The following is a 15846-nucleotide window of genomic DNA, read 5'->3' as shown; positions in this document are numbered from 1 at the left end:
GGCAGGCGATTCGGGCGCTGATCCAAAAGTGCTCGCAACACTTAAGGACCAGCTCACCTGACTCTCTGATCGGAGCAGAGAGCAAGGCTGTGTTGATTGTACTGTGCAGCGGTACCGTCTAGGCAGCCTCGTTTGATGCGTCCTGTAGTCAGGCATGGTGCCTTGAGCGATTTCTTGAGCGAAATCAAACAAACGAGGCTACACTACTATGACCACTGAATTTAACGAACTGCTAGACGCAGGCGACCATGCTGGCGTGCAAATCTGGATTATCGGCACGAGAGACCAGCTCATCCACCAGATCAACGAGTTCTATGTCAGGCGGATTGCCACCGACCGCAGCCGCTTCACGCCGCTGATTCCCGCTCCCTTTGGGCGAGATAAGTACATGACGATGCTAATTCGCTAAAGCAACAAGCACCAGCAAACCTAGTTCTAGATGCGTAGGCGATAGCCTGCCAATAGGCATAGCGGTTCCTGTTTGAGTAACTGCTGCGCTACGAACCAAAGCTAGCCCGATCGGCTGTTTAGCTGAGCTATACCGTCGCCACGACAATGTCCTATCTGTCGTGGCAAAGCCTATAACTACCGAGGCAGGTTTGATTTGCGTAGGCGGCCTTTGCCGAGAAACTACTATCCCTAACGGCAAACTATCGCCCACACATCTATGAACGGCGATTTTGGCGTGAAGATGCAGCCTACTGCATTCGCAGGTTAAGCTGATCTAATCTGGATCATAGAGCTGGTGTAAAGCATGGCCTATTTCGTTTTGGCTGGCTCGACGGCTGGCTGTGATACGAAAACAAAACGCTTGCTCCCTTTTGTTTGGAGGTTGATCTGCGTGAAAACTTTTCGTTTAGCCTCCGGTCATTCAATTCCAGCTCTTGGCCTTGGCACTTGGCGAATGGGCGAAACGGCTCAACAGCGCCAAGCAGAGATAGCAGCCTTGCGGCATGGCTTAGATCTGGGTCTCACCCTAATCGATACGGCAGAAATGTACGGGGAGGGCGGTGCAGAGGAAGTGATTGCCGAAGTGATTGCCAACCGACGGCACGAGGTGTTTCTGGTCAGCAAGGTGTATCCCCACAATGCCAGCCGCCAGGGAACGATTGCCGCCTGCGAGCGTAGCCTGCATCGGCTCAAAACCGATTACCTCGATCTCTACTTGCTGCATTGGCGCGGTTCGGTGCCGCTAGCCGAAACACTGGCCGCCTTCCAGCAACTCCAGCAGACTGGCAAAATTCGCGATTATGGCGTCAGCAACTTCGATGTAGCCGATATGCAAGAAGCCGTGCAGCTTGCAGGAGGATCAGCCATTGCCACCAATCAGGTCCTGTATAACCTGAGGCGACGCGGCATCGAGTGGGATCTCCTGCCCTGGTGCCGGCAGCAGGGAATCCCAATCATGGCCTATTCGCCAGTCGAGCAAGGTCGGCTGCTCAACCATCCTCAATTGCGCTCAATTGCCCAACAGCGAAATGTCACACCAGCCCAGATTGCGATTGCTTGGCTGTTGCAGCAAGACAACGTAATTGTGATTCCCAAATCCAGCCGAATTGAGCATGTAAACCAGAATTACGCGGCCCTGGATCTGCATCTAACTGCGGCCGAACTGAAGTCCCTCGATGCCGCTTTTCCACCGCCTTCTCGTCCCACAGCCCTTGAGATGCTGTAAGTGCTCTAAATATCCCAATATTCACAGATATTCACAGATATTCACAGATATTCACATTAATATTCAGAGCAATACTCAGATTATGATACCAGCCGAAGACGCCTCAGCCCCCTTGCCCCCAGTGAACGACGATGCCGTTGGTCAAGGTTCGATTGGCCAGAATTCGCTCAGGCAGAATTCGCTCAGGCAGAAGTCAATTGGCCAGAAGTCAATTATTCAAGATTCTATTCAAGATTCAATTGACCAAAATGCCACAACATCCGAATCCAGCGCTCTAACCGAGCCAATTGCCCCTGCTCCGCCACCCCAAAATCCTACAGCCAACCAGCGCAGCGCTGCTTCCCCCACCGCAACACCACCTCCAGCCAACCAGGGCACCTATGCCGAGAAAACCGAACGGATTCGGGCAGTTAGTCAATTGATCGATGCCCTCAAACCCATAATTTGGACCGTGGTGATCATTGTGGTGGTCATTCCGCTGATTGGTAAGTTTGTCCTAGGTCAGGCCATTGCCCCCCGGATCGCTGCGGGTCCAGCTCAAGGTGATAGACCTGCGGTGGTCAGGGTGGAACCTGCACCCGATCTGAGTCAGTTGGACCAAGCTGTAGCTGCCGCCGTTCGAGCGGCCCATGATACCGCCAGAGCCTATGCCGCCGCCGAACTTGATCGCTGGCAAGCTGAACTAGAACCGCGAGTTGAAAACTTTCTTGACTGGTATTTTGATTTTTTCAATCAAAAAAGACTGGAGTTCACGGCTCCCTTCACCTTGGCCAAATCTGCCATCTACCATGCCCTGCAACCCAATAGCCTCGGCCCGCAAGCAGCAGTGGCCGAGAGCTTTACAGCCGAATTTCAGCGAGAATTTGCCAAACGGGTATTGGTACCCCGCAATGCCCAACTGCGGCTAGAGCTGCTAACCAACGAAACGGTCAATCTCTACTTGACCGAATTGGGGAAAAACATCGAGGGGGTGCGCAACGCATATCGAGTACCGCAGGGACAATGGGACCGTTACCTTAGCGATATTTCCACCACGATCAACGACACTGAAGGCAATATTTCTAATTTATCGTTGAAGCTGCTCGTGGGCGGAGGCGGCTATCTGTTGGCCAAACCGCTGGTGGCCGTGTCGGTCGGCAAAATTGGCAGCAAGATCACATCCACATTAGCAAGTAAGGCAGCAGCCAAAATGGCGGCCAAAACCGGAGCTACCGTCGCGGCTGAGTTTGGCACCTCGCTGATTGATCCACTAGTTGGGGTGGGGATTTTGCTCTGGGATTTGTGGGACTACAACCACACGGTTGCTACCGATCGCCCGGTCCTGCAAACCAACCTGTTGGATTACCTGCAAGATATGAAACGATCGCTATTGACCGATTCGGAAACAGGCGTAATGGCAGCAGTTAACCAGATCGAAGCCAATCTGTTGCAGTCCCTCCACACTGCTGCGGCCAATCCTTAATCGCGTTTAATCCCGCCCTACTCCCGCATTTTTGCCAAACACTTTGCCAGACACTTCGCCAAACAATCTTGCCAAAACTACGACCTTAGTAGGATACAGGCTCATGCTCTAGAAGGGTGCTTCTGAACAGGATGATCGATACTCTAGAATCATCAACGATATACGGAGAATCGTCATGAACATCTTAGCTTGGATTGTTTTGGGACTTATTGCCGGTGCTATTGCCAAAGCCATCTATCCTGGCCATCAGGGCGGTGGCATTCTCGGCACTCTAATTTTGGGCGTGATCGGTGCGTTTGTGGGCGGTAGCCTTTACAACCTGTTGACTACTGGGACCCTTGCTCTAACGGCAACAGGTCTGAGTATTGGTGGTATTGTGGTTGCTGTCATCGGTGCAATTATTGCCCTGTTCATCTACTATGCGTTGGCACGTCGTAGTGCTATCTAATGGAGCTGACGGCTGTTTGTTGCCTTCTTTGCTGCCATTGATGCCATAGCCACTTATCAGATAAGAAGTTAAACGCGACCGTCAATTACCTGCTGATTTTGTGAAGGAGCCTCTGTTATAGAGGCTCTTTTGAATTGAATGGGTTTTGAAATACGGCCATTGAAAAGCACCCCCTACCGTTAAAAAAGTAGTAGGGGGCAACGGAGTCATGATCATGAACATCATGGCAGAACCGATAGAGTTCTGCTCTTTGAGTATAGAAATGAAACCGGGGAGCACGACTCTGTCGCAGGGTTAAGTTATTTCATGCATTGTTCTAAGTAGAACAACATAATTAAATATGAAACCCAAAGGAGGTGTTGTTGTCGCTCTTCGGGCGGCGATAACGCCCTGATCTTAGTTTTAATTCAATTGAATGACTTAATCATTGTTTAAGTTTAATCATCTGCATTAATCAGAAGCTGAACTCAGCGACTTTCTCCCAGGGGCCATTCCTGTAGTACCACAGCAATAACCCTTCCCCCTGTCCATTCAGGGGTTGCCACGTTTGGTTAAGCTGAGCATAAAGCTGGCGTGCAGCATCTGGAGTGACTTTATTTTGAATCGTAATATGGGGCCGGTACGGTTGCCGATCCTGAGGTGTTAACCAGATAGACCATGCCTGAGCCAACCGATTGCGTAACTGCACCAGCTCAGGGCAGTCAATTTCTACTGCAACCCCCCTACCCAAGAAGCGCAATCTCTGTAACCTCAAGGACAAAGTTGCTGTCTGTGAGCAGAGGGTTTGCAGATCTTGTTGGATAATAACTTCTTGCTCACCTGGTAAGTGGTGGAATAGCGTCACATGAGCCGGCAAAAAATTCCGCTCTGGCGGAAAATGCTGCTGCCGCAGTTGGTTCAAACCGCTAAAGAGAATTGCATCTAGCTTTAGTGTTAGAACCAGCGGGGGAGCAGACGACATGGACGCTTTTAATGATTTGACTAAATTCTAAGTAATTCAACCAAATTAAACAGTATGTAGAGTGCGAGCGTCCCGCTCGCGGTGGGTGAGATGCCCACACTGTAAGTAGGTGGGGGCAATTTTTGAGAAGACGCATTTCGACTCCGCTCAATGCGCAACGTTTCGGGGAGCAGAGGGTTGAGCGGAGTCGAGACCCGGCATTGTGAAGCGAAGATTAATTTAGCTTACCTACTTAGGATCTAAAAATAATTCGGTTGACCGACTTAATTAAACTAATTTAATAAAGCCAAAACCGATTGAACCAGAGAGTTTGTGACCTGATGGTGCTCCAACTCGTCGAGCTGCCCTGCCTCAAACCACTCATCCACCAGCTTCATCAAGCTACTGGCAGCCACATCGCGATCAATCAGCTCCATCAGTAAGACTAAGGCCGCCTGGGCATTCGGGAAAAACTGAATCTCAATTCGACCCACGAGCTGGTGATGCCAGATCCCAACCCAGCCTTGCTCTGTCTCCACCGCTTCAATGACGTACCCCAGGTAGTAGTTCATAGGGCTTCCACCTCACTCGGTTGTGCTATAAGCTTAGCTGGCCGGCTATGCGTGTCGCCTCTACCGGAAGAGCAACTGTAGGGAAATCCGATCTCGCGTGGGACTCAGCCTTTCTGCTTAAAATGGATAGCAATCTGGTACTTGTGGCGCGAATCAACGCTGGTGGAGCATAGGCCAACCCATACTTTCCAACCCAGAAGTTTGGGTGAGCGATGCTTGAGTGATGAGCATTGACTGCAAACTGTCCTTCTATCTTGAAACAGACGTATGACAACGATTCTGGAACAGGGCAATATTTCTATCCATACTGAAAATATCTTCCCGATTATCAAAAAATGGCTCTATTCCGATCACGAAATCTTTCTGCGAGAGCTGATTTCTAACGCCGTAGACGCGATTCAAAAACTGCGAATGGTGTCTCGGTCGGGTGAGTACAATGGCGAGATCGGCGAACCGGAAATTGTGATTACGATCGACAAGGAGAACAAGAAGCTGTCGGTCTCGGATACGGGCATTGGCATGACTGCCGATGAAGTGAAGAAGTATATCAACCAAGTTGCCTTTTCCAGCGCTGAGGAATTTGTCGAAAAGTATAAGAACAGCAGCGACCAGCAAATTATCGGTCACTTTGGTCTGGGCTTCTACTCGTCGTTCATGGTGGCATCGCGGGTTGAAATTGACACCTTGTCCTATAAAGAAGGTGCTCAAGCAGTGCACTGGTCCTGTGACGGTTCAACCCAATTTGAACTAAGCGACTCGGAACGCTCCAGCGTGGGCACCACCGTCACCCTTACCTTGATGGAAGAAGAGCAGGAGTATCTGGAATCTTACCGGATCAACCAGTTGGTGAAGAAATACTGCGACTTCATGCCCTTCCCGATCAAGCTAGATGGAGAGCAAATCAACCGCCAGAAAGCACCCTGGAAGGAGTCGCCCAGCAGCCTCAGCCAGGATGACTATCTTGAGTTCTATCGCTACCTCTACCCATTCCAGGAAGACCCGCTGCTGTGGGTGCATTTGAACACCGACTATCCCTTCGTGGTCAACGGCATTCTCTACTTCCCCAAGCTGAAGCCAGACGTAGATGTCACTAAGGGCCAAATCAAGCTGTTCTGCAATCAGGTGTTCGTCAGCGACAACTGCGAAGAGGTGATCCCCCGCTTTTTGCTGCCTCTACGGGGGGTAATCGATAGTACTGACATCCCGCTCAACGTTTCCCGCAGCTTTTTACAAAACGACCGCACGGTTCGCAAGATCGCTGATTACATCGCTAAAAAGGTCGGCGACCGGCTAAAGGAACTCTACCGCGACGACCGGGCGCAGTATATCCGCTGCTGGCAAGACCTCGGCACCTTTGTTAAGTTCGGCTCAATGAACGACGACAAATTTAAGAAACAGGTCGAGGATATTCTAATTTTCCGCACCACGGCCGACTTGAGCGCACCCACCGCTTCAGACGCGCCAGCGGTAGAAGTCCAGTCTGGGGAAGGCGATGTCTGGCAAGAGGTGTCTGCTCCTAGCGAGCAGCCGGAACAAAGCAACGTCCTGGATGGCAAGTCCTACACAACGCTGAAGGAATATTTAGAGCGCAACAAAGCCAGCCACGAAAACCGGGTCTACTACTGCACCGATGAGGCTTCCCAGGCGACCTACATCGAGTTGCACAAGAGCCGCGGCTTAGAAGTGTTATTCATGGATTCCTTTATCGACTCCCATTTCATCAGTTTCCTGGAGCGGGAGTATCCGGATGTGAAATTCTCGCGCGTCGATGCCGATCTGGATGAGGCCCTGATCGACAAGGACAAGCCCAGCGAGATTGTGGACCCTAACACCAACAAGACCCGCAGCGAACTGATCAAGGAGCTGTTTGAGCGAGCGCTGAACAAGCCGAAGCTGACCATCCGCACCGAAGCGCTCAAGGCCGATAATGCCGAAGCTACCCCACCCGCAATGGTGCTGCTACCCGAAGTTTTGCGCCGGATGCGCGAGATGAATGCCCTGCTGACTCAGCAAGCGGTCGAGTTCCCAGAAGAGCACACGCTGCTGGTGAACACCTCCCATCCCCTGATTCAAAACCTGGTCAGCATCAGTCAGGGCAGCATTATTCAAGCAGACGGCCAGTCACCTTCGGCAGAGCTAGCCAACCTGATCTGTCAGCATGTTTACGATTTGGCGCTGATGGCGCAGAAGGGCTTTGATGCAGACGGCATGAAGGCGTTTGTAGAACGCTCGAATCAGGTGTTGACTCGCCTGACGGCGAAGTAAGTTATCAAAGCAACACCAAAAATCTCACAGACTGTCCCCTGCCGCTGCGGTCAGGGGGCTTATTTTTGCTGAAATTGGTCCGCTCGGAGCCTATGAGCCTAGCAATAATGCGACAAGCTTCATGAAAAAATTAACTGATCCTGCCGTAATTTTCCCTACTTAGTGCTAACTTGCACTCAGGGATGTATCAATCTGCCTCAGTGCGTAATCGTTGCGGCTAGAGCGGTTTTACCACTGGACAGGGGAGTTATTGGTTTAGAGCCATTGGTTCAGAGTTATTGGTTCAGCAAATAAACAAAATTCAACGCACACCATAGGGCAGGCATCCTACCTGCTAACGGACAAGCGGTCCGCATCATGGGTTTGCCAAATTACCCGATTGACCTACTGAATCAAGGACCAATAACCAATTTCAATCAATTTGACTGCAATTCTTAACTCTCTTTTCTCAGGAGAGGATCTATTATGAATTCGCTGTTGATGCTGCTGCTAGATACAGCTTCGTTGATTCAATTTGCCGGAAACGATACTATCAGTGGCACTGATGGCAATGATACGCTGAATGGCGGTTTAGGAAATGATACAGTCTACGGTGGCAACGGAAATGACAAGCTGGGCGACGTATTCCTGGATATTAGTAATGATGTCTATTTGGATAGTGATGGTAATGTCATTATTCTGGGTGGTTCAGGACTTGATGTCCTCGATGGCGATACAGGTAACGATATTTTAGTTAGACAAGGATGCGGTGAATGGCGATTTTGTCTATGTGTGATTAAAGTGTTGCTTCAGTCTTCTCTCACCGTCAACATTCGTGCCACAGGCTTATAATTTCCATTTGAACTGGCTGTTGCAATTTCTGCCCATTGCAGCAAAGGTCGCAGTTTTGGTTCTGCCACTGGCGAATCTAGCAGAGTGCGGGTCTGGTCTTCCATCAGCAACAGCAGATAATCTGAGCCTTTCCGTCCTGACCCCAAGCCTGCCACCAGCAAAAACACTTCCTGCCAGCGCTCATCAGTAAGATGATTCGTCACCAACCACTCAAGCTGCTGGTTATCAACAATATACTGCGCCGTTAAATATTCCTGAAACGTCAGGTGGGAAAACGAATAGGCATCTCTGGCCCGCTCCACCAAAATGCCCTGTTGCTTTTCAATCTCTTCCAGCACCTTTTCGCTGTCCAGATGTTGGGGTGCATTCAAATTGCTAACCAAAAATTTCCTAATCCGTTCAATCACATCCGATTTACTGAAAAATAGCTGATCTGCTGAGAAACTGTCGAAGGCAATATCGGCTAACAGTTCCCGCTCCAGTTCGATGCTGAGTTCCTGATAAATCGGGTTGTGCTGAACTCGCTTTTCAGAGGCCCATTTTCGCAGCAACACATCCAACGCCTCGCCGTAGAGGGCTGCCCGATTTTTGGGAAAATTCATCGCCTCATCATAGACTGCACAGAGGAGCGTCAGCAGTAACGGCGTTTGGGCTACTCTTTGGCCGCCGCATATTCAGACCGCTTTAGCAACTCCCAGCACTGCTCGGCGGTGTTAGCTTCTTGATCTTTGGCCGAACGAAACCAGTTGCGAATAAACTGCTCAATTTGAGTATCCTTAAACGCCGCCATTGCTACATCTTTGAAGCGGGGAAATCCACCTTTGTAGGCCGCTACTCGACAAGAGGCAATAAAGCGATTTTGACTGTAGCGATCGACCAGATCTTGAATTTGCGTAATCGCTCGATCGAGATGGTCCAGCGGCACTTCATCTAACCCATCTAGTAAAACCAGCAGTTTACCTTTCTCCAAGGCCGCTTGCACAAACTCGGCGGCTTCTGGAAATCCACACACCTCAAACTCTCTGGCAATTAACTGCTCAATGCTAATCTCGTTTGACTTAAACCGCTGCAACGCCGAAAATACCGGAATACAGTGATGCTGAAATTCGCCCTGTTTCCCTCTCAGCGCCTCTAGCCCCATCTTTCGCAAAAACGTCGATTTGCCCACACCCGGACCGCCCAACACCATCAGGTACTGTTCCTGATTTGCCACCTCCAGACCCGATTTTCTATTTTCTTTGCCAAACCCAAAGCTGCGCTTGCCGCTCTGACGAAACCAATCTTGCAGCGGATCGGTGGACTTAAAATAGTGCAGTTCCGATCGATCCAAAAGCTGAACGGCAGTGTACAGCTCCTCTAGCCTGATCGGAGCATCCATCCGAACGCAAGCAACCTTTAACGTACCGTGCCGTTGTTCGTACTGTTGGACATACTGCTGGATCGCTTGTTGCAGCTTAGGCTTAAGAATATCGCGATCAAGTTGGTCAAGAAGCTTACCACCTCTGGTTTTGACAATTTCAGTCACAAGCGCCGCCAGCGCCGATGTACCTATGCCAATTAGCGGTTCAAATCCAGTCATGACTAGGAGGCAAACAGCAGAACATTCCTACGATAGACGATTATGCTTAATGTCCACTCACTGTCCATTACAACCTCGTCTACTGCAAGATTTGCACAATATCTACACTTGAGAGCACCTGAAACGGTAAATTTGCTACCTCCTTCAAAAAGTGGCGATTCTCGGAAACCAGATACTTAATACTGGCTGCTTCCAAATGAGCGACGATAACTGCATCTCCTTTCTTGGCACCTTGACTTCTCCAGCGAGCAATTGCTTCCAACGAAGCAGGTACATAGTCCCATCGAATTGCTTTTGCCCGATTCAAAGCCAAAAAAATGCCCCGCATTTCATCGGAAGTGAGGTTGCGTTGCAGCTCAATCAGAACTTGCAGAGGCATATAAATATTTAATTTGTGAAGCTGATCAAATAAAAGCACTTCACAAGCTGGATATGCTGGATCTTGACACAATGCAAAAATAAATTGATTTGTATCCAGAGCTACCCATTCAGTCAGGATAGAGTTCATCTGCAATTTGCTCTCGAAGATCTTGCAAGTGCTGCAACACTTCATTAGGTGGCTGACCCAAGTGACCGGTTAGCTTTAAGCGATCACGATACTGCGCAGAAACTGTCTCCATAATTTGTCGAACTGTCACATGAGAAGCGAGTCCTTCAGCGATCAATATCCCCAGGAAATCCTCAATTTGTCGTTGTTCACCGGCTGCGGTTTCGGTGACTTGACGGTAAACATCTTTTGGGATTAGTACGGTGACTTGTACTGATTGGTCAGTATCGCTCATAGGAGTTTTTTGCTGTTTCTCTTTAGCCCAGTGTATCGTTCAATCAAAACGAAGGTTGAATCGATTTTTGTGTCTGAATCTGTTTCTCCTCAGCTTCTGATTCCTGCACTTCAACATCAAATACAAGCTCGAACACTCCATCTGCTATCAGTTTTTGCATGGCCTTCAAGTGCTCCTCGGCATCACTGCGTTTGCGGAACCGAGCAATAATCAAGGTTTGAGATTCGGGTAAACAGCGAATGACGCACCAAGGATGTAGGCGACTGTAGTAGCTCATCGGACAAGGCGCTTGATCACAACAAAAACAGCATAACCCTGTTTTTGCAATTTTGCAATCTGCAAAAGCAATTTTGCAAATAATTTTCGACGGTGATGGGGAATTACTAAGATCAAAGCCAGCAGTAAGGCTGGAGCTATGGGTCGAAACTTTACCCGTTTAGGTGTAATTAACTTAGGCAATGTCACCAGAAAAGCGCTAGAGGAGCAGGGCTGGGATCAGAAAACCTTTATGCAAAAGCTGGCTGAGCAAGGACATATTAGCAATGAATGGAGTATTTCTCGCTTCTTGAACGGTAAGACCGATAAGCCCGATGGCACAATGATCATGACACTAGCCGACTTAGAAATCTGCCGCAATCCTGCCACAGGTCAACCCTACTCGTTTCGAGAGCTGATGTTGATCGCCTGCGAAGAATTAGATCCCCAAACCGGCCAACCCTTCTCAAGCTGATGGGAGAGAATATTCAAAGCTTCCTTAGCAATGCTTATTGTTCATCGGGTAATAAAGGTAACAAGGATTCCAATTGGGTAAGTAACGGTTCTAGCTCTGAGATGATTACTTCCCAAATCGTTTGTTGACGGATTTCATCGTAACGATGAATCAAGATGTTTCGTAACCCAATGATTCTTGCCAATCAATTTCTGGATGGGCCTGTCGAAATTCGTCTGATAGTCTGCGAGCAGCTTCACCTAAAATTTATAGCTGTCTTTCTACTGCACTTTGGATAAGTACGCTGTTTAAATAAGCGTTTAAATAAGCGTCATAGGTCAGGTTTGCTGTAAATTCTTGAATTCGACGAATGGCATTTGCCATATCCCAAAGCGATCCTGCATCACGGTTGTTTGTTTGCATAGATCACCTGTTGAGTCCGTAAAATTTCCTGTCGCCGATAGGGATTTTTAAGCCCTTCTTTATCGGCAATATCCACCTTGCGTCCAAATAAAGCTTCAAGTTCGTCTTTCATATCTACCCAGTCAAACAAGCTCCAGCTAGAGTCAGGTGAAAAGGTAACGAGAACATCAATATCGCTATCGGGGCGAAAGTCATCCCGTAGAACAGAACCGAAGAAAGCAAATTCAATGATTTTCCAACGTTGACAAAATTCTGCAATCTGACCAGCAGAGGCTGTGATTCTATCCCCTATAGGATTTGTCAACTCAACCATCATCAATCTCCCCACCTAATATCAGCAGCACGTTCAATCCAGCTAACTCTCCTCAATTCCCAACGCTCGGAGTTGTTCTTTTAAGCGCTGCACTTCTGCCTCTGCCCGTTCAGCCCGCTGGCGTTCTTGTTCAGCCCGCTGGCGCTCCTGTTCAGCTCGTTGGCGTTCTTGTTCTAGCTGAACTTCGGCAGACTGGCGGGCCAGCGTTTCTTGGCGGAGGGCTTCGATTAGGTCATTGGGAGCCAGCAGCTTTTCACCCGACTCTCGAAAGAAGCCGATCAGTTGCCCGTCTACTTCGAGCCGCAGCCGCAGGGGTTCGCTCCAACTGTTGGTAATGGGTAGATAAGCTTCTCTCTGCAACCGATAGCCGCGCAACTGTTCTGGAATCCATTCGCCTTTGGGGTCAAATTGCCAGTATTCCTGCACCTCCATTTGTTCGTAGAGGGTTTTCTTAAACGTCTCGTCCTGGTCGCGGGTGCTGGCGGAGGTGATCTCAAAAATCACCGAGGGGATTTGGTGTTCTTCCCAGGTTTTGTAGCTGTCTCTAGGACCGGGAGCGACGTTGAAGATGACCATAATGTCGGGAGCGACCCGCAATTTTGGAAAGCCCTCGGCATAGTAGAGAAACTGATTCGTCAGGACAATCGCCTGCTGTCCAGCGAGGTACTGCCGCAGGGCCACAACTGCATTAATGATGGCATCGATATGAACAGAGGTTTCTGCCAAGGGTTCGCCGTCGGAACTGGGATAGACAATTTCAGCTTTGCGATTGGGAAGGGTGGAAGTCATGGCTGCTCCACAACGCGATTGCTCTGATTTTAGCGAGATTAATGTTTGGAGGCGGCTTGGTTTCGCTCAAACTCGATGCGCCGCAGCCGCAGCCGATTTTCTTCTAGCAAACGACGGTTGGCAGCCATCAGATCAGCAATCAGGCCAAACATCCAGAGCTGGAAGCCAATTAAAATCAAAATCGCCGCCAAAATCAAGCTAGGCGCACGGGAGCGGGTCGGGTCAACCAGGAAAAACAGCAGCAACCAGCGGATACCCAGCAGCGTACCAAGACCGAAGGGAACGGCTCCCAACCAGGTAAAAAACCTCAGCGGCTTGTAGAGCATGAAAATCCGCAAAATCGTCATCGCAGACCGAAACACATAGGAGGGAATGCTTCTAACCAAGCGGGAACGGCGCAAGTTTGGATTGGTGCGGATTGGCACCGAGGCAATTGCCATACCTTTTTGTCCGGCCTGAATGATGGTTTCTAGTGTGTAGGTGTAGCTGTTGAACACGTTAAGCTGCATCGCGGCCTGACGGCTAAAGGCCCGAAATCCGCTGGGGGCATCGGGGACGTTGGTGTTACTAGCGAGGCGGACCATCCAACTGCCAAAGTTTTGCAGCAGCTTTTTGGTCAGCGAAAAATGGCGCGTGTCCCAAATCGGGCGTGCCCCGATCACCATATCGGCTTGGCCGTGCAGAATCGGCTGAATCAGTTTGGGAATGTCGTCGGCACAGTATTGGTTGTCGGCATCGGTATTGACAATAATGTCGGCTCCGGCTCGCAAACAGGCTTCCAGTCCGGCCATGAAGCCCTTGGCTAAGCCTTGATTGGTCGGAAAGTGAACGATGTGATCCACCCCAAACTCTTTGGCGACTTCCACGGTGCGGTCGCGGCTGCCGTCGTTGATAATCAGCCACTCGACCGTGTCGATGCCCGGAATTTGACGCGGTAGGGCCGAGAGCGTGATTCCCAGCGTGCGCTCTTCGTTGTAGCAGGGGATTTGAATGATCAGTTTGGTCATTGGGTCGTGGCTTCCATGCACACCGCATCAGCCAGATATGTATCACAAAGCGGCAGACAATACCAGAAGTTAGCCAGTTTTGGTGGCGGGGTTCTCTTCCAACGCTGGCTCGATTGCCTCAAACTGAACTTTGCGGTAGAGGTCCGTCAGCTTGATTTGAAATGGAACGGTTTCGAGGCTAATCTGCTCGTCGGTTTCGTCGTACTCCTGCATGATCCACCGCTTCTCGCCTGCTTTGGTAAACTGCTCAACAAGGATACTCGTTTGGTCAACCAGCAGGTATTCTCGAAACGTGGGAATGGTCCGATACGCGGCAAATTTCCGTTCGCGGTCATAGGTTTCAGTGGACTGCGACAGTACTTCCACAATCACCTGGGGATTCAGAATTGTATCGGTACGGTTCTCAAAATAGGCCGGTTCGCCCGCAACAATCATTACATCTGGGTAAGTGTAGATGCGTTTCTCAGGAATCCACAGCCGCACATCGCTGATAAAGACTTCATAATTGATGTCCCTAAATGCAAAATTTAGAGCTGAACTCAGGTTCAAAGCAATTCGATTGTGGTTCGTGGTTCCGCCTGCCATTGGAATGATTAAGCCGTCGATATATTCACTTTTGTAGTCAGCCGTCGTTTCTAGAGCCAAATACTCGGCTGGAGTGTAGAAAGACTTTTCCGTGGCTTGCATCGGTTACTCCTATTCAGGTTACATCGCAGGTGGAGCTATGGCGCTGGCTTGCGTTTATTTTATCGAGTTGTTCAGGCTCAGTTTCATTCAACTGCTCTGCCCGAACCAGCACACCGATCCACCCTACTCATTTCCTGTCCACAAACTCAAATCCAGCGAAGCCTCCAGACCAGGTGCGGTTGCGATAATCCCATATTGTGCCATTAGATCCGTAGTTTGCTGCCATTGCTCCGGCACAATCAGGCCAATTTGGCTGGGTTGAATGCCGCGCATCACATATTCGCCAACTAATTCCAAAGATTTCTGCTGATAATCTACGTCAGTATACTTGCTACCCTTCTCCGCATAGGTTTCGGCTACTAGTTTGGCGGTGCCCGGAATGTCGGCTAGGGCGCGTTGCCACCCCTCGAAGCTGGCTGCTAAAAAGGCTTGGATCAGTTCGGGGTGCTGTTGCAGCAGAGCATCGGTGGTGAAGAACACCTGAGCATAGGCTTTGTAGCCATACTGGTCCATTGGCAGCAAAATTGGCGCTTCTCCGACTCGTTGGGCGAAACCAATCGGCTCATCTACGGCATAGCATTGCAGCGCGTCGAGTTCACCGTTGATCAGCCGATCCAGCTTGTTTTCGTAGGGAATTTCGATGATTTCGATCGCTTCGGAGTTGAGGCCGTTCACGCCTTTGACCAGTTCCATCACCTTGACGCCATCGGCATGGACGCCCACTTTCTTACCGACTAGATCGGTGAGGGTGGTCAGGTTGCTGTTGGGCAGGGTCATCAGCGCATAGGGCGAGGCTTGGAACATAGTGGCAATCGCTTTCAGGGGTGCGCCTTTGGCCTGCGCGTCCAGGATCAGGTTTTGCTCCGAGCAGCCGATCATCATCGGGTTGGCTGCCACCACGTCTGGCACAATCATGTCTGATTCCCAAGGTTTAAGGCTGACAGTAACACCTTTTTGTCGGTAGAGTCCCAAATAATCGGCCAGCAGCAAGCCAGCAAACTGAACATTAAACTTCCAGTCGAGCTGCATGATGATTGGCGGCATTTCTGGCGGCAGTTCGGCAGCCTCTAGCTTTTTCAACTGCGGCCAACTCAAACTGGCTGCGGTAGCGGCACCGAAGTAGCCAGTGAGCTTTAATAGAGATCGACGGTTGATTGCCATAGGTTTAAGCCAAAATTCCTGCAAAATGCACCAAAAACCAAAAAATGAGTCGAGAAGCTTCATTATCAGCAGCTCAGGTGCTGTTGAGGGTAGCAGATGTAACAGAATAGAGATACATAGTTAGAAAACAAAAACTTTTGTAAACAATAGTTGCCGTTTGGTGGCTGTCGTTCGCCGGTTGTCTGAAATTTTGTAACAGTTTG

21 protein-coding genes are annotated in these 15846 nt (G+C 49.8%); 7 read left to right on the top strand and 14 right to left on the bottom strand.

Features of this window, described 5'->3' with window-relative positions; all coding sequences use genetic code 11:
• Nucleotides 1-208: 208 nt before the first annotated feature.
• The 4 genes from HJG54_RS09665 to HJG54_RS09650 all read left to right on the top strand — a co-directional run bounded on the left by HJG54_RS09665 (nt 209) and on the right by HJG54_RS09650 (nt 3585).
• Complete coding sequence (locus tag HJG54_RS09665) at nt 209-409, top strand: hypothetical protein (protein WP_316431171.1); 201 nt, start codon at nt 209-211, stop codon at nt 407-409.
• A gap of 432 nt (nt 410-841) precedes the next feature.
• Nucleotides 842-1675 (top strand): aldo/keto reductase, encoded by an 834-nt coding sequence (locus tag HJG54_RS09660; RefSeq protein ID WP_316434681.1) that lies wholly within the window; start codon nt 842-844, stop codon nt 1673-1675.
• Between the two features lie 82 nt (nt 1676-1757).
• Nucleotides 1758-3137 (top strand): hypothetical protein, encoded by a 1380-nt coding sequence (locus tag HJG54_RS09655; protein ID WP_316434679.1) that lies wholly within the window; start codon nt 1758-1760, stop codon nt 3135-3137.
• Nucleotides 3138-3312: 175 nt separating this feature from the next.
• Nucleotides 3313-3585 carry a GlsB/YeaQ/YmgE family stress response membrane protein gene (locus HJG54_RS09650; protein ID WP_316434678.1) on the top strand — a complete coding sequence of 91 codons (273 nt, stop codon included), beginning with the start codon at nt 3313-3315 and terminating at the stop codon, nt 3583-3585.
• Between the two features lie 454 nt (nt 3586-4039).
• On the opposite strand, the gene HJG54_RS09645 is transcribed toward HJG54_RS09650, so the two are convergent.
• Nucleotides 4040-4546 (bottom strand): 2'-5' RNA ligase family protein, encoded by a 507-nt coding sequence (locus tag HJG54_RS09645; protein ID WP_316434677.1) that lies wholly within the window; start codon nt 4544-4546, stop codon nt 4040-4042.
• Between the two features lie 272 nt (nt 4547-4818).
• A complete protein-coding gene (locus HJG54_RS09640; protein WP_316434676.1) occupies nt 4819-5097 on the bottom strand; it encodes a hypothetical protein in 279 nt (92 codons plus the stop codon).
• 267 nt (nt 5098-5364) lie between these two features.
• On the opposite strand from HJG54_RS09640, the gene htpG reads away from it, so the two are divergent.
• Both htpG and HJG54_RS09630 read left to right on the top strand, forming a co-directional pair.
• Complete coding sequence (gene htpG, locus HJG54_RS09635; protein WP_316434675.1) at nt 5365-7362, top strand: molecular chaperone HtpG; 1998 nt, start codon at nt 5365-5367, stop codon at nt 7360-7362.
• A gap of 465 nt (nt 7363-7827) precedes the next feature.
• Complete coding sequence (locus HJG54_RS09630) at nt 7828-8193, top strand: calcium-binding protein (protein WP_316434674.1); 366 nt, start codon at nt 7828-7830, stop codon at nt 8191-8193.
• Here the strand turns inward: HJG54_RS09630 and HJG54_RS09625 are convergent.
• The 5 genes from HJG54_RS09625 to HJG54_RS09605 all read right to left on the bottom strand — a co-directional run bounded on the left by HJG54_RS09625 (nt 8151) and on the right by HJG54_RS09605 (nt 10831).
• Nucleotides 8151-8795, bottom strand: coding sequence for an NACHT domain-containing protein (locus tag HJG54_RS09625; protein WP_316434673.1), 645 nt, complete (start codon nt 8793-8795; stop codon nt 8151-8153). The two genes, HJG54_RS09630 and HJG54_RS09625, sit on opposite strands and share 43 nt — an antisense overlap.
• Before the next feature lie 50 nt (nt 8796-8845).
• Nucleotides 8846-9772, bottom strand: coding sequence for an NACHT domain-containing protein (locus HJG54_RS09620; RefSeq protein ID WP_316434672.1), 927 nt, complete (start codon nt 9770-9772; stop codon nt 8846-8848).
• A 79-nt stretch (nt 9773-9851) separates the two neighbouring features.
• The gene (locus tag HJG54_RS09615) at nt 9852-10280 is read right to left on the bottom strand and encodes a type II toxin-antitoxin system VapC family toxin (protein ID WP_316434671.1); all 429 of its coding nucleotides are present in this window, start codon (nt 10278-10280) and stop codon (nt 9852-9854) included.
• Nucleotides 10261-10554, bottom strand: a complete 294-nt coding sequence (locus tag HJG54_RS09610) for a hypothetical protein (protein ID WP_316434670.1) — start codon at nt 10552-10554, stop codon at nt 10261-10263. The genes HJG54_RS09615 and HJG54_RS09610 overlap by 20 nt, the downstream gene beginning before the upstream one ends.
• Before the next feature lie 43 nt (nt 10555-10597).
• Nucleotides 10598-10831, bottom strand: a complete 234-nt coding sequence (locus HJG54_RS09605; protein ID WP_316434668.1) for a hypothetical protein — start codon at nt 10829-10831, stop codon at nt 10598-10600.
• 138 nt (nt 10832-10969) lie between these two features.
• Between HJG54_RS09605 and HJG54_RS09600 the strand changes: the two genes are divergently transcribed.
• Nucleotides 10970-11284 (top strand): hypothetical protein, encoded by a 315-nt coding sequence (locus HJG54_RS09600; protein ID WP_316434667.1) that lies wholly within the window; start codon nt 10970-10972, stop codon nt 11282-11284.
• 34 nt (nt 11285-11318) lie between these two features.
• Here HJG54_RS09600 and HJG54_RS09595 read toward each other — a convergent pair whose 3' ends face one another.
• The 7 genes from HJG54_RS09595 to HJG54_RS09565 all read right to left on the bottom strand — a co-directional run bounded on the left by HJG54_RS09595 (nt 11319) and on the right by HJG54_RS09565 (nt 15643).
• A complete protein-coding gene (locus tag HJG54_RS09595) occupies nt 11319-11438 on the bottom strand; it encodes a hypothetical protein (RefSeq protein WP_316434666.1) in 120 nt (39 codons plus the stop codon).
• Between the two features lie 92 nt (nt 11439-11530).
• Entirely contained in the window at nt 11531-11686 is a 156-nt protein-coding gene (locus HJG54_RS09590; RefSeq protein ID WP_316434665.1) for a hypothetical protein, read from the bottom strand.
• A complete protein-coding gene (locus HJG54_RS09585) occupies nt 11667-12002 on the bottom strand; it encodes a nucleotidyltransferase family protein (RefSeq protein WP_316434664.1) in 336 nt (111 codons plus the stop codon). The genes HJG54_RS09590 and HJG54_RS09585 overlap by 20 nt, the downstream gene beginning before the upstream one ends.
• 39 nt (nt 12003-12041) lie before the next feature.
• A complete protein-coding gene (locus HJG54_RS09580) occupies nt 12042-12788 on the bottom strand; it encodes a Uma2 family endonuclease (protein WP_316434663.1) in 747 nt (248 codons plus the stop codon).
• A 38-nt stretch (nt 12789-12826) separates the two neighbouring features.
• Complete coding sequence (locus HJG54_RS09575; RefSeq protein WP_316434662.1) at nt 12827-13795, bottom strand: glycosyltransferase family 2 protein; 969 nt, start codon at nt 13793-13795, stop codon at nt 12827-12829.
• A 69-nt stretch (nt 13796-13864) separates the two neighbouring features.
• Entirely contained in the window at nt 13865-14482 is a 618-nt protein-coding gene (locus HJG54_RS09570) for a Uma2 family endonuclease (protein WP_316434661.1), read from the bottom strand.
• Between the two features lie 123 nt (nt 14483-14605).
• Nucleotides 14606-15643, bottom strand: a complete 1038-nt coding sequence (locus tag HJG54_RS09565; RefSeq protein WP_316434660.1) for an ABC transporter substrate-binding protein — start codon at nt 15641-15643, stop codon at nt 14606-14608.
• Nucleotides 15644-15846: the final 203 nt, after the last annotated feature.

This window comes from Leptolyngbya sp. NK1-12 (assembly GCF_032598965.1).
Lineage (GTDB): Bacteria > Cyanobacteriota > Cyanobacteriia > Elainellales > Elainellaceae > Elainella.
The sequence above is the reverse complement of the archived record's forward strand: the minus strand, read 5'-3'. Positions and strand labels throughout refer to the sequence as shown.